Annotated in this window: 13 protein-coding genes; 3 read left to right on the forward strand and 10 right to left on the reverse strand. The window is 53.4% G+C overall.

Annotated features, from left to right (window positions below; genetic code table 11):
- Positions 1-336 precede the first annotated feature (336 nt).
- The 6 genes from CULFRC11_RS00305 to CULFRC11_RS00330 all read right to left on the reverse strand — a co-directional run bounded on the left by CULFRC11_RS00305 (position 337) and on the right by CULFRC11_RS00330 (position 6,473).
- Complete coding sequence (locus CULFRC11_RS00305; protein ID WP_023634818.1) at positions 337-1,935, reverse strand: alpha-amylase family glycosyl hydrolase; 1,599 nt, start codon at positions 1,933-1,935, stop codon at positions 337-339.
- Between the two features lie 47 nt (positions 1,936-1,982).
- Complete coding sequence (locus CULFRC11_RS00310) at positions 1,983-3,455, reverse strand: lantibiotic immunity ABC transporter MutE/EpiE family permease subunit (protein ID WP_023634819.1); 1,473 nt, start codon at positions 3,453-3,455, stop codon at positions 1,983-1,985.
- Entirely contained in the window at positions 3,455-4,162 is a 708-nt protein-coding gene (locus CULFRC11_RS00315) for an ABC transporter ATP-binding protein (protein ID WP_031269822.1), read from the reverse strand. The genes CULFRC11_RS00310 and CULFRC11_RS00315 overlap by 1 nt, the downstream gene beginning before the upstream one ends.
- A gap of 107 nt (positions 4,163-4,269) precedes the next feature.
- The gene (locus CULFRC11_RS00320; RefSeq protein ID WP_023634821.1) at positions 4,270-4,650 is read right to left on the reverse strand and encodes an SdpI family protein; all 381 of its coding nucleotides are present in this window, start codon (positions 4,648-4,650) and stop codon (positions 4,270-4,272) included.
- A gap of 57 nt (positions 4,651-4,707) precedes the next feature.
- Positions 4,708-5,364, reverse strand: coding sequence for a response regulator (locus CULFRC11_RS00325; RefSeq protein ID WP_023634822.1), 657 nt, complete (start codon positions 5,362-5,364; stop codon positions 4,708-4,710).
- On the reverse strand, positions 5,361-6,473 hold the full coding sequence (locus CULFRC11_RS00330; protein WP_038620252.1) for a sensor histidine kinase: 1,113 nt from the start codon (positions 6,471-6,473) through the stop codon (positions 5,361-5,363). Before CULFRC11_RS00330 ends, CULFRC11_RS00325 begins: the two co-directional genes overlap by 4 nt.
- Positions 6,474-6,685: 212 nt before the next feature.
- Between CULFRC11_RS00330 and CULFRC11_RS10955 the strand changes: the two genes are divergently transcribed.
- Both CULFRC11_RS10955 and CULFRC11_RS11460 read left to right on the forward strand, forming a co-directional pair.
- Positions 6,686-6,976 carry a hypothetical protein gene (locus CULFRC11_RS10955; RefSeq protein WP_080669049.1) on the forward strand — a complete coding sequence of 97 codons (291 nt, stop codon included), beginning with the start codon at positions 6,686-6,688 and terminating at the stop codon, positions 6,974-6,976.
- 427 nt (positions 6,977-7,403) lie between these two features.
- On the forward strand, positions 7,404-7,655 hold the full coding sequence (locus tag CULFRC11_RS11460; RefSeq protein WP_390073774.1) for an SdpI family protein: 252 nt from the start codon (positions 7,404-7,406) through the stop codon (positions 7,653-7,655).
- A gap of 133 nt (positions 7,656-7,788) precedes the next feature.
- On the opposite strand, the gene CULFRC11_RS00345 is transcribed toward CULFRC11_RS11460, so the two are convergent.
- The 4 genes from CULFRC11_RS00345 to CULFRC11_RS00360 all read right to left on the reverse strand — a co-directional run bounded on the left by CULFRC11_RS00345 (position 7,789) and on the right by CULFRC11_RS00360 (position 10,918).
- Complete coding sequence (locus CULFRC11_RS00345; RefSeq protein WP_230478241.1) at positions 7,789-8,964, reverse strand: MFS transporter; 1,176 nt, start codon at positions 8,962-8,964, stop codon at positions 7,789-7,791.
- A gap of 327 nt (positions 8,965-9,291) precedes the next feature.
- Positions 9,292-9,936 (reverse strand): anti-sigma factor, encoded by a 645-nt coding sequence (locus CULFRC11_RS00350; RefSeq protein WP_023634826.1) that lies wholly within the window; start codon positions 9,934-9,936, stop codon positions 9,292-9,294.
- Positions 9,933-10,520, reverse strand: a complete 588-nt coding sequence (locus CULFRC11_RS00355; protein WP_023634827.1) for a sigma-70 family RNA polymerase sigma factor — start codon at positions 10,518-10,520, stop codon at positions 9,933-9,935. The genes CULFRC11_RS00350 and CULFRC11_RS00355 overlap by 4 nt, the downstream gene beginning before the upstream one ends.
- Positions 10,521-10,579: 59 nt before the next feature.
- The gene (locus CULFRC11_RS00360; protein ID WP_023634828.1) at positions 10,580-10,918 is read right to left on the reverse strand and encodes a hypothetical protein; all 339 of its coding nucleotides are present in this window, start codon (positions 10,916-10,918) and stop codon (positions 10,580-10,582) included.
- 347 nt (positions 10,919-11,265) lie between these two features.
- Here CULFRC11_RS00360 and CULFRC11_RS00365 point away from each other — a divergent pair, with 347 nt between their 5' ends.
- Positions 11,266-12,903: a cytochrome c biogenesis protein DipZ gene (locus CULFRC11_RS00365; RefSeq protein ID WP_023634829.1), complete on the forward strand. Its 1,638-nt coding sequence runs from the start codon at positions 11,266-11,268 to the stop codon at positions 12,901-12,903.
- The last annotated feature ends 24 nt before the right edge of the window (positions 12,904-12,927 follow it).

Consider the following 12,927-nt stretch of genomic DNA (forward strand, 5'->3'; position numbering starts at 1 on the left):
CGAATCGATGGACGCATGGGATTGTCCAGGTGTCGTCTGTTGCGCAGGAAGATGACTCGCACTGGTGTCCATCGATGTCACCTCCTCGGATAGCTGATGGCTTAGATTAAGATCTTTAAAGACCTTTTAATAAAAATAAATATTTCTCAGCCTGTCAATGTTCGATGCATTACATTCAGCAGGTTGCTGGGGGTCGTGCTACCAAGGCAATGCCTTGCTGCCTTGGTGTCTCGTGTGGTTGGCCCTCGCACTAAGAAAGGTACGACGGCTGAGGGGATGACCAGCCGGATCTGCGACTATGCCCCGCACTGACATGCCCCTGCACCGCGTATATTTTTACGCCAATTCCACCACTGCTCCCGAGGAAGGCCCTAAGTGCACGGTATTCCCCTCCACTCGGGCGTTGCCGGAGCTCACGATGATGGTCGCCGGGGATTCCAGAGTGATGCTATCTGCGGTGTCGCCAGCATTAAGTGCTACTGCACAGCGGTTTCCACCTGAGGATTCTCTGCGATATGCGAGGATTCGGGAGTTATCGTGTGCCCACAGGAAAGAGAAGTCGCTGTCTGCGTGCAGCTCGGGGTGTTCCGATCGCAGCCCGATGAGCTTTTGCACGAAGGGGCGTAACGCCGCGGGGTCCAACATTTGCGAGGCTGCATCCGGAGCATCAGCGGCTGTGTCTTGTGGAAGATACAGCTCCTCTGTCGGTGCGCTGGAGAAACCGCAGTTTTTCTTTGTCGCATCCCACTGCATTGGTGTGCGGGTACCAGTACGTTGGTATCCGCCCTCTTTGGTCGGAATGTCGAGGTAGCGCATGCCAATTTCATCGCCGTAGTAGATGAAGGGGACGCCGGGCATGGTCAGCAGAAATATGAAGAAAAGACGACGCTCGGCATCGTTGAGTCGAGGCGCAAGACGTGGGGTGTCATGATTACAAGAGATCAGGCTGAAGTATCCGAGATCGCGGATCTGCTCATATTGTGGCCAGTATTGGTCGATGAATTCCTGCGGCGAGGTTCCGGATGACTGCTTGAAAAAGCTGAGGTCTTCGCTGCGCCCTAGCGGATCGTCTGTGTTGCGAGCCAAGACGTTGTAGCCGTTGTTGCGCCAATCTAGGTAAAAGTCCATGTCAAAGCCGGCCTTAAGCGCCTGAATAGGTTTACCCCATTCTGAAACAAATGCCGCCTCTGGGTAGTCATTGCGGAATCTCGCAAAGATTTTCTGCCACACCTTGATGGTTTCTTGTTTATCTTCACCATCAAATTTGACCAAGGAATCGGCCATGTCTACTCGGAAACCGTCCGCGCCTTTGTCCAACCAGTAGCGCATGATGTTGGCCATCTCTTCTTGGTTGGCTACCGGACCAGGGGCATCAACGCTTTGCTGCCAGGGGCGTGTTTTCTTGTTAAAGCCATAGTTGAGTGCCGGCTGGCTCTTGAAAAAGTTGAGGATATAGGTGCCATTGCGAGGCGCCTCGCCTCCGATAAAGGGGAGGCCGTCGCCGTTATCAAAGGCGTGAGATGTCCAGATGTAGCGATCCGAATACTGGTTGGGCTCCGTTTTACAGGAATACTGGAACCAGTCGTTCTGCTCACTGGTGTGCCCGGGGACAAGGTCGAGTAGAACCTTAATCCCTCTGTTGTGGGCTTCAGTGAACAGCTTTTCTAGATCAGCATTGGTGCCGTAGCGAGGTGCGACTGTGTAGTAATCGCGGACGTCGTATCCTGCGTCTTTAAAGGGGGAGTCGAAGCAAGGGTTGATCCATAACGCGTTTGCGCCAAGGTCAGCTATGTAATCAAGCTTATCGACGATCCCCTGCACGTCGCCGATTCCATCACCGTTAGAGTCGTAGAAAGTTTGCGGATAGATCTCATAAAAGATCGCCGTTTCTAGCCATGCGGGAGGAACTGGGAGTCCATTTCGAGGGTTAAACATGCTTCTCCATTCTACCGACGGTTGTGCTTATGGAAATGGACAATGGGCTAAATATGGTGCTTTTTGCTTGCGCTGTGAAAGGCCCACCACGAGCAGCCGCAGAGCAGTACGCTCAATGCGAAAGCCGTGGTAAAACGCATGGGATCCGCTGAAGCAAGTAATGGCCAGCCGGCTATTCCGATCACCCAGAGTTTGGTGTGCGCAAGAACGTCTCCGCCGATTGTGATGGAAAAAACGCACACGATGAGGCTAAGCACTATAGGGGCTGCATTCCCAAACCTCATTACAGCTGCACAGCAACCTGTGGCCAGTGCGCTGCCGATTAAGAGCAACAGCACAATACTGGGGAAAGGAGCCCTCGTGATAGCCGCCACCACGAGCGTAATCACAGACACGATGGCGGTATGCGTAAGCGCGAAGCCGGTATGAGCACGGGGATTGTCCAGTGCGCTTTGGGAATAGACAGAACGCGTGGCGTACCAGCTCAGTACAGATAGAAATCCGGTGCCCAGTGGCACAAGGAAATAAGAATAGAGCTGTATAGCGGTGGTCTCTGAGTAGATGAAGACCGTCAGGGTAATAAGCATCACCGTGAGAATGGATAAGGGGTAAATGCCAGTTCGGCGCAAGGAGCGAGCAAAAGCGCCGATTGTTCTGAGGTAGCCGACTGGTTTCCGGCCTATTCCTTGAGCTATATGTGCAAGGTCGAATGCAGTGTGGTCTTTATCTGTTGTAGTGCGGGTTCGGTCCCGATATTGCCGGTGTTGCGTGAAAAAGCAACGGTGTTTTTCCGCTGTTGGAGAAGCTGGAGAAACCGAGTACGTAAGAACACCGGCTAACACGGCCAAAAGTAGGCAGAGCATGAGGCCGAGGGCGGGGGACTCTGTACGCAGGGGAGAGTCTGGTTCCAATGGGACAGCGTTGATGTGGATATTCATGGGACGCAGCATGATGCGTAGCGCCCACGCTGGTGGGGAAAAGTACCAGAATTCCTTCTCCGTAGAAATAACCCCTACGATCTGCCATAGCACTGCTACCAGCAAGGTGGGGATAAGTCCTATGACTCTACCGAGAGCACTAAAAAGCCCGAGGAGTCCGAGAGATCCGATCCACGCAAAGAAAATGGCGAGGAATGCTGCGAGCGGTGGTGCCCCAACCGGAATCATGGGGACAAAAAGCAGGAGCTGTAAAGCTAACGAGGAGATGCATACGAGGAGGAAGCGAGCCAGGCGTAACCGTTGCATCGAGACTGCATGGGTAGGAATTCCGCCTTCCTGAGCAAGTACCTCTCGTCGCTCTGGCAGGGTGGCAATAAGAGCCAGAATGGGCGCCGAAATACCGGTGATATAGAGCGATTGCCAGGCGAACGGTGTGCTTTGAAACCCTTGTCCGCTGGCTAACTGCGAAAGGGTGATATTCATCAGTGCAAGGAAAAGACCGACAAAAGGAAGATAAATCAAAGATGTTCGTCGGGCCTTGATCGCTTCCGTTTTTATATATGCGTTCCACGGTAGCTGCATCAGTGTTCTCCCTTTTCCCCGGTGAGCTGGAAGAATGCTTTCTCAAGGTCGCCGTGGTTAGCGAGCGTTGCCGCAGGTCCAGAGAAGAGGGTTGTTCCATGCTTGATCACTGTGATGTCGTGTGCCAGGCGTGCGATCTCCCCGAGTTGGTGAGAGCTGACTATAACGGTGTTTCCCTCAGCAGCCCATCGTTGTAAAAAGGCACGCAGATCTGCGATGCCTTGTGGGTCGAGGCCGTTCTGGGGCTCGTCGAGAAGCAAAATGCGGGGGTTGCCAAGTAACGCAATAGCCAGCGCTAGACGGGCCTTCATGCCGGTAGAGAATGCGCGGGTTTTCTTCCTTCCAGTATCCGATAATCCGACTATGGAGAGCACTCGATCTATTTCTGAAGAGGGTAGGCCAAGCAAAGAGCTGTGAACCTGAAGATTTTCACGGGCAGTGAGGTGGCTATAAAGTGCTGGCCCGTTAATACTGGCTCCGATGCTGGCCAGGTGTTCTTTACGCAAAGGCTCCCCGAAGATGCGGACGCTACCAGTGCTTATTGGGATAAGACCTAAAAGTGCTTTAAATGTGGTGGATTTTCCGGCACCATTGGGGCCCAGGACGGCGTGAACACGTCCAGGGCTGGCGCTAAAACTTACTGATGAGAGGATGCGAGTACCGTGTATATCTACTGCAACGTCTGAGAGTTCCACCGAAGATTCCATACTGTTTATCGTCGGTTATCAAAGAGTGTAAAGCGCCCTCCTGTGGAACCAAATGCGTCTCCTACTGCAGTAGGAGACGTGTACGCATGGCGTGGTTCGGCGAGCTGTTATTCCTGGACTGTTTGAGCAGCGGCATTAGCCTTTACCGAGGCAACTATGAGCAGGAGCAGTTGGGCAATGAAAAACGTGATGGGAAGTGCGTATACAGCGTTGTGAGAGATGGTGCCGTCGCGGGTAACAAGGTACAGTGCCACGAGCGAAGTCATGGCTCCCAGGATGCCGACATACGCGCTGTATCGGACATACGGCATGGCTGCTTTATGGCCGGTAATCCATGCGGCATCGGAGGATAGCGTGGCGTATGTTCTGATTCCGATGAGATTATTGCGAACAAGAGATCCGGACGTGGTGGCTTTGTTGAGCCCATAATTCAGCCCAGCAATAAGTAAGAGACCTACCACGAGAATGAAATATGAAACCACGGACATCTCTCCTAACAATGAAGGGGGGACAAGCGTGCTCGCAGGGTTTTACTGGGAGTCTTTTTACATTCTACCTGCAAGTACAACCAAGCCCACCCGATCGCGGCAGTGCAGCTTGGCAAGGAGCGAAGAAACGTGACTTTTGATTGTTGTTTCTGAGACCACAAGCGCGCTGGCTATCTCTGAGTTGTTCATTCCCTGCGCTACCAGCTGAAAGACTTCATGTTCTCTGGGAGTGAGAAGGCTCAGGCCTTGCTTTTGTTCGGCTGGGATGGCCGGCGAAAGACCATTCAGTTGGGATCGCCACATGTCGAGCACATGGCCTGTGACGCCGGCGCTGAGAATGGATTCTCCACGCGCGACGGTGCGGATTGCCCTGATCAGTTCGTCGGGTTCGGCGTCCTTTAAAAGGAAACCATGGGCGCCGGCAAATAAAGCTCGGTCTACGTAATCTCCAACGTTAAAGGTCGTCAGCATGATGACGCGCGCCTCAGGGGCAACCTGGCGGATCTGTGTAAGAGCCTCGATTCCATCCATGACCGGCATGCGAATATCCATGATGACGATGTCTATGGTGGGGTCTGAACGCAGTGCCGTCACGGCTTGAGCTCCATCGCTGCAGGTGGCTACCACACAAAAATCTTCTTGTGCGTCGATGATTGTTTGAAGAGCGCTGAGGAGGAGAGGTTGGTCGTCGGCAAGCACAATGCGTGTGGTCATGGTTGTTCCTTGGGGAGCCATGCGGTTATCGTCGCATGCTTGTGAGCAAAGTTGTGTGTGAGTGTGCCCCCGAGGGCTGCGCAGCGTTCGCTCAGTCCGACGAGTCCAAAGCCCCCGTGAGTAGGCGTGGATGCGGAGTCACCGTGGGTGGTGCATGTGATGCTGATGCCGCGTGGGTCGGTGTTCGCGGTGACATCGGCGCTGATAGGGGGACGTTGATGTTTGAGTGCATTGGTGAGCGACTCTGTGATAATTCGATAAGCAGCAAGCTGGGTGATGGGAGAGGCGTTGGAGAGATCGGCAACAGATGCCGTGATCTCTAGGCCCTGTTCCCGAAACCGCTGAAAAAGATCGTCGAGGTTGGCGGATTCCGGGGCGGAGATGCCGTTACTGCCGAGCGCGTGGATGATGGAACGAACCTCAGCGATGCCCTCGCCGGCTACGGAATGGATCGTGGTGAGTGCGTCGTTAGCCGTGCTGGGAACGGCTATACCTGCAGCAGCTTGCATGCGGATGAGCGTGAGCGAGTGGGCGAGAACATCGTGAATCTCGGCAGCGATAAGGGTTCGCTCCCGTTCTCGCTCTCGCATAACCAGCGCAAGCTGGGCTTCTTTACGGCTTTTGACTGCCCGTCCAAGAAGCAACGCGGTGAGAGCAATAAGCCAATGAACAAGCAGCATCAGTGGCGCATCTATCAGGCCTCGATATTCGACCCTGCCGATATCTGCGACTTTCCACATGGCGGGTGACAGTAGCGATCCTGCCAAGCACGCAATGAATACATTGCGAACTACAAGAGAAGACTCGGTGCGAGCTGCGGAAAATATCACCCAAGGAGCAACAATCAACTGAGGCGGAACCCCGAGATTGGCGGGGAAAGCTATGAGACACACCAGTGCCCACACACCTAGGATTCCGAGGTTGAGCGCTGCCATCCAGGGGACATTGCGGTGCAAAAAGAGCAGAGCCGGGATAAATGCCAGGGCGCAGGCCATAAGAACAGCGGAAAGTGGTGTTGGTGTTGTAATGAAATCCACCACATATACGCTGCTCAGTAGCGCGGCGAGGGCTGCAGCTAGCTTGTCGACGTTCCCAATCTTCTGGTGCACAACTCACCAGTGTAGGTGCGGTGGTGCTTGTTGAACAGGAAAAAGAGGTGCTGGCACCTAATGGCTAAGCGATGCCATTTCCATTAATGAAACGTGTTGAAAATCTTTGAGATCGGTGTTATTTTCAGTTTGTAGATCTTGTTGAAAATAACGGAGCGGGGCTGAAACTCCAACAGTTTCGGGTGCCGCTTGTTGGAGAAAAGGAGTTCACCATGTCCTGTGCAACCCACGCAGAGCACACCCACGCTCACGGCCCTGAGTGTGGACACGTAGCTGTTCCTCACGGCGACCACGTTGATTACGTCCATGACGGCCACCTCCACCGCGAGCACGAGGGTCACTGGGATGAGTGCGAGACTGCCGAGCACCATGTTCACGAGAACCACGATCACCAGCATGGCCCTGAGTGTGGACACGTAGCTGTTCCTCACGGCGACCACGTTGACTACATCCACGATGGACACCGCCACGCCCTTCACGAGGGTCACTGGGACGATCACTAAATAGGTCGTATCCTCACTAAATCCCCCCCTGTTTGTTGGACTGAGAAATCAGGAACCAACTGGCAGGGGGATTTTTGTGGGTTGGGGCGAGATGGTTTGAAAACTATTAATGATTGCCATGGCCTGTTTGCTACATGGGGTTACGTTAACTACGGGGCACCCGAGTTTCTTGGTAATTATGGAAGGGGTGCTAGGTCTATATCTTGAAATGGTGAAATTATGACCACCTTAGGATAGTTTCAATTCTATAAAATTATCTGTTGGGAAAATGATTTAAGTAATAATTAATTGAAAATATCCTAGGAGTGAAAGTTTGATTACTTCAGCTCTATTTACAATTTTTACCTTCTCCTTGTTGAGTGTTTTTACATTCTTTATTGCAAAAGAATCTCCGAAGGGAAGCTATAAGCGTTGGGAATATACGTCTTTGCCTGGGATTCTTACTCCTAATGTGCTGAAATCGAAGGAGACGTGGATCGTGGCACACGAAGCTATGTCCCCATACTTTACCCTTCTGGCAATTTATTTCAGTTTGGCCGGCGTTTTCAATGTGGTTCTAATTTTTATGGGAAACGAAAAGGTTGAGACCATTTTGACAGTTAGTTTCTTATTGGGGATTGTGGCTTTTTCGATAATAGTATTTGTGGGAGATCGAATTGTGTCCAAGCGGGAGGGGTAGAGAACTATAAATTGAACATTCTTTTTAGCGTGTTCGTATCAGGGGCTATTTTTGAAGCCGCTTATTGTACTTATTCTGCTCGAGGTAGGTTGCGGCTCTTACTTTGTTTGTGAAGGAGGCAGTGTTTCTTTACCTAAGGTGAGGAAGTAACCGTTTTCCCGCGAGTAGCGATGCGCAGCGCTCGCCACGTTGGCGGTAGCACTGTAAAAAGCATTGTGCCGAGGCCGGCGACAACAAGTGCCAAGCTGGGGCCGATGCTAGCGACGACCGGGGCGCCAACGATATAGCCAACGAGCATTGCTGAGTTATTAACCGTGCCCATCGTCGATAATGCTTTGGGCTTGATCGCTGGTTGGACACTGCCGACAATGACCATTCTGAGCGCGGCAACCTGGAGAGCGTTACAGATTCCGGCCAGCGCAAAGAATGGGATACATACAAGAAGTGACGGCACGAACCCCGGAATGGCGATGCACAAACCCATGGCGGCGCCAGCCTTAACCAGGGTAGGCAGCGCGTTGGCCTCGGTGAGGCGTGCGGAAATGCGTGCGCCAAAAATGCGCCCCACGATGAAGCCTTGGGCCACGATTGCGTACATAAGTCCGCCCACCTGGAGCGTCTCCGTGGCGTAGAAGACGAGAGCCACGTTGTAGATGGACGTAAAAATGATGGCGGCCCAGATGCTTGTCAGTGCTTGGCGCGTGTGAGGTTGAGTAAGGAGCAGCGCGGGGGCCTCAAGGATGCTGCGGAAGATTTTAAGCGGTTTCCGGCCGGTATTGGTGCTATTAGTCTGTGCAAAGTTTTTGCGGAGGCGAAAACCTAGTATGCATAACACAAGGAACGAGCCTGCAATAGCTGCAGCTTCGTAGGCCAGTGCAGTGCTCAGGGCTCCAAAATCTAAAAGAAGGCCACCCAGCGCAGGTCCTGCGAAGCTTCCACTGAGCCGTGCGGTGTCAAGGAGGGAAAATACGCGCGCCTGATTGTGTGATGGTGCACATTCTTCCGCGATCGCAAAATAGGCTGGGACAGACAAGCCACTTAATGTAGCCACCACAACGTTTCCGGCAATGAGGAACACTGGTTCGGGGAAGAGGCACAAAAGTACCAGAACGACACATTCTATGAATGCGGCAGTCTGTGTGACGGTAAGTGGGCTAATCCTGTCAAAAAAAGGCGTGAGGAGCGGTGATAAAAATACCTGTGCACAAGCCCCTGAGATGAGAACTGCGGCCACCAGTGCCTCGCCACTTTCACGCGAAGCAAAGTGAAGTGAAATAGCAAGCGACGTCATTGCCCCGCAGGTGGCCACGAAAAAGTAGGTAACGGCAAGAGCGTAGACGGAACGTAGTTCCTTGTCGTCGCCTGGAAAAATCGTGGGCACGTTATGCAGTCCCTGGCTGATGGCGTACCGAAACGTTTCTTTCAACTACGGCTTCTCGGACTTGGATGCGCGAAGGCGTGAATCCCTCTAGAGCTTTGATTGTTGGGGATTGTTTGAAAGTGAACATTGCGTTCCTTTTAATGTGAGTCAGGACACGATTAAAAGTAAGTGTTGCAAATCATATCTGTCAATGGGGTGAGGGGCTAACCGGCACTGCTGCACCAGTTAGCCCCTCACACTGCACACGGCAGTCACTTACACATCGACTACGGCAAGGACTGTGCCCTGCGGCTGAGAGCTGCCCTTGAGGGGTTCCTCAGTAATCATCACCTTTGAGGTTTCCCCTGGTAAAGGCATCCATACTCCATCGTGATCTTCGGGCCCGATAACGCCGGCAGATTTTGTGGAGCCGTCTGCCATTACTGCCCATACCTGTGCGCCCATGCCTTCGCTAAGTTTGGGCGCACCATCAACAAGGGCGCCGCCCTCATTCATTGACGAGGACACAACAATATCCAGGGATGCACCCATGGCATGAGTGCTGGCCTGACGCACGTCGGAAGCCGCGAGGATACTGTGCATTTCTGCATGTGGATCTACTTGTGGCCAGAATGTAAAGCCACCAGCTATTACGGCTATCGACGCCGCCACGGCAAGAAACCCGCGCGTCAACTTACGGCGCGAAGATAGCTGAATAACATCCGCAATAGGCTCAGCTGGGGCACCGACCTGCGGTGTATGCGTTGCCTCTGGTTCCTCTTGAGGAGTAGCGGCAATGGCATCGAGGATGTTGTCTCGTAACTGGGCCGAGGGGGTTAGCGGTGCAGGTGCCTGCGCCAACAGGTCTTCGACATCGTGTGGGAAGTCGTCGAAAGGCTCGTTGTGACCTGTGGTGGTCATTGTGCACCTCCTTGCATGAAGCTCATCGCTGAGCGAAGTTTTTTAAGTCCATCTCTGACCCGGGTTTTGGCGGTCCCAAGGGGAACGCCGGTGGCCTGGGCGATCTCGGGGTGAGTGAGACCGGAGAAATAAGCCAGCATGACGGCGGTGCGGTGTGGTTCGCCGATGGCGTCGACAAGCTTGCGAACTCGCTGTGATTCCAGCGATTCCACTGCTTCTTCCTCGGCTGCGTGCCACGTTGTGGTCTGCTCTAGGAAGTCTTTGTTGTCGCGCTGTTTGGTGGCTACGTCGGTACGCAAGCGATCGATTGCGCGCAAGCGCGTGAGTCGTAGCGCCCAGGAACGGGCACCGCCTTTGGCTGGGTCGTAACTTTTAGCGCTGCGCCACAGCTCAATGAATACCTCTTGGATGACTTCCTCTGCCTGCGCGCGGTCATGAATGATCTGCGCGGCTAAACCCAACATTTGTGGGGCCAGTAGGTCATACAGGGCGGCGAATGCCCGCTGGTCGCCGTGGGCGCTGGCAACAAGCAGGTTATCGGGGTCCATGACCGGTAACTCTACAACGGAAAGGGTGGAAATCATGAACTATTAGTGAGGTGTTAAGGCTGTGGTCACAAGGTAAGCATAAGAAAAGGCAGGATTTAGTGCTTCATAGCGCCACTGGGCTCCGTATGTTCCATGCGATCCATATGGTCTTTACCGTCCATTCCTTCTTTATGTTCCATGCGATCCATGTGGTCTTTGCCATCCATTCCCTCTTTGTGCTCCATGCGGTCCATCGCATCCTTGGGCATGGCGTCTTTGGTCATGGCATCCTTAGTCATCGCGTCCTTAGACATTGCGTCGGAGGGCTGGGAAGACTCGCTTGTGGACGTCTGGCTGGTTGGGGCTGGTTCGTCATCTCCGCAGGCTGTGAGACCGAGGGCGGCTACAGAGAATGCGCCGACGATAAGTGCTTTGCGAAGTGCGGTGTTCTTCATGGGACAGTGCTCCTTATATAAGACTGAGTTCCGATGTGGTGCGCGGCTTATCTCCCGCGCTTATTGAATACTTCGGAGCCGCTGCGTGCGATGGATTGGAAAAAATAAAAATAACTGTGAGTCGCATTGGGGCGGTGGCGTTTTCAGTGTTCCTACCTGCGAAATTACTTTTATCCAATCTGAAAGTTTCTTATGTTCCGTACTTCTTAATGACGGCTCGCGCACCGCGCCATCGTTGTTGCGTCGTGAGTGTGCAGGGAGCCGCCGCGCATGGTTGCATCCAGAAAGCGCCGTGCTCCCACAAGATTGTTAAAGCTGAAACATAAAAGCACATAAAAGGAACGCACATGCTTGAACTTGTTTTGATCGGGCTTATCGGTGGCATTGTCACCGGTATATCTCCGTGTATTCTCCCGGTTCTTCCGGTCGTTTTGGCGGTTTCCGTAGACCGTAAACCCACCCATGTGATCTCCGGCCTTGCGCTTAGCTTTGCCACTATTACATTGGTGGGCACTTTGATCCTTGGTGCGCTGGGACTGCCTAAGGACGTGCTGCGATGGGGCGGTATCGCATTGCTAGTCCTGGTGGGCGTAGGCATGATTGTGCCTAAGCTTGGCGAGTGGATTGAAGCACCATTTAACCGCATTCCACGCCCAACATCGCTGCAGGTCAAAGCGCGTAATAAAGGTGGCTTTGCCATCGGCCTAGCGCTGGGAGCTGTATATGTTCCGTGCGCGGGACCGATCCTTGCCGCTATTACGGTTGCTGGCGCAACTGGCGATATTGGACTTTCTACGGTGATCCTGACCGTCGCGTTTGCCATCGGCGCGAGCCTTCCGCTGCTCATCTTCGCTCTCGCCGGCAACAAGATGGGTGAGCGTATCGACGCCGTCCGGAAGCATCGCGGCATCGTCGGCGCGATTATCTTGGCGTTGGCTCTGGCACTGGCCTTGAACGTTCCTGAGAAGCTGCAGCGCAGTCTTCCTGACTGGACTGCCGGTGTGCAGGAACGGCTGAGCGATAATGAGGCTGTTCAGAACGCTCTTAGTAGCGGAAATGGCAACCTAGATTCCTGCCGTAGGGCTGATAAAGGCACTCTGCATGACTGTGGCTCGGCACCGGAATTTGAGGGCCTGACTGGGTGGTTTAATACGGACAAGCCGGTGGGAACGCACGAAGGTAAAGTGACGTTGGTCGATTTCTGGGCCTATGCCTGCATTAACTGCCAACGCGCCGGTGAGCACATCACCAAGCTGTACGACGCATATAAGGATGCGGGACTACAGGTAGTAGGCGTGCACGCACCCGAGTACGGCTTTGAGCATGAGGCCGCCAATGTGCGCGCAGCGGCAAAGCGCGAGGGAATCAACTATCCAGTGGCACAGGACAATGACTTTGTTACCTGGAAGAAGTTCAACAACCGCTACTGGCCAGCGCGGTATTTGATTGATACTGAGGGCAATGTGCGCCATATCCATGAGGGAGAAGGCGCTTATGCGGAGACCGAGCAGCTTGTGCGTCAGCTGCTCAAGCAGGCCAACCCCAATGTTCAGCTACCTGACCCGATTGAAACTGGTGGCGGAACCGATTCTAAGCTCACGGAGCAGCGCAATCCGGAGACCTACCTGGGTGCTGAGCGGGCTCGTTTCTTTAACAACAATAATTACGGCCTAGGAGAACGTGGCTTTACGTATAAAGATCCTAAGATGGGGCAATATTCGCTCAGCGGTAAGTGGGATGTGAAAAGCGATCACATCGTTCCTGTGAAGGATGCAAAACTGTCCATCAATGTGCATGCGGCTAAGGTTCAGCTCGTGGTATCGGGGCAAGGAAAAGTGAAAGCTACTTTCCCTGATGGCAGCAGCAAAACTTTCGACGTATCCGATGGCACGATAGACATCTATGACGCTGATAAGCCTCTCGACGGCATCATCACCCTGGAACTTGAACCGAGCGTGACGGCATACTCGCTCACCTTTGGGTAACGCTGAGATTTAAAACCGGGAGAG

The organism is Corynebacterium ulcerans (assembly GCF_000767685.1).
Classification (GTDB): Bacteria; Actinomycetota; Actinomycetes; order Mycobacteriales; family Mycobacteriaceae; genus Corynebacterium; species Corynebacterium ulcerans.

Bases quoted from the DNA above. Each gene is read 5' to 3' on its own strand.
- CULFRC11_RS00305 (WP_023634818.1), bottom strand. From the start codon at position 1,935: ATGTTTAACCCTCGAAATGGACTCCCAGTTCCTCCCGCATGGCTAGAA.
- CULFRC11_RS00310 (WP_023634819.1), bottom strand. From the start codon at position 3,455: ATGCAGCTACCGTGGAACGCATATATAAAAACGGAAGCGATCAAGGCC.
- CULFRC11_RS00315 (WP_031269822.1), bottom strand. From the start codon at position 4,162: ATGGAATCTTCGGTGGAACTCTCAGACGTTGCAGTAGATATACACGGT.
- CULFRC11_RS00320 (WP_023634821.1), bottom strand. From the start codon at position 4,650: ATGTCCGTGGTTTCATATTTCATTCTCGTGGTAGGTCTCTTACTTATT.
- CULFRC11_RS00325 (WP_023634822.1), bottom strand. From the start codon at position 5,364: ATGACCACACGCATTGTGCTTGCCGACGACCAACCTCTCCTCCTCAGC.
- CULFRC11_RS10955 (WP_080669049.1), top strand. From the start codon at position 6,686: ATGTCCTGTGCAACCCACGCAGAGCACACCCACGCTCACGGCCCTGAG.
- CULFRC11_RS00350 (WP_023634826.1), bottom strand. From the start codon at position 9,936: ATGACCACCACAGGTCACAACGAGCCTTTCGACGACTTCCCACACGAT.
- CULFRC11_RS00355 (WP_023634827.1), bottom strand. From the start codon at position 10,520: ATGATTTCCACCCTTTCCGTTGTAGAGTTACCGGTCATGGACCCCGAT.
- CULFRC11_RS00360 (WP_023634828.1), bottom strand. From the start codon at position 10,918: ATGAAGAACACCGCACTTCGCAAAGCACTTATCGTCGGCGCATTCTCT.
- CULFRC11_RS00365 (WP_023634829.1), top strand. From the start codon at position 11,266: ATGCTTGAACTTGTTTTGATCGGGCTTATCGGTGGCATTGTCACCGGT.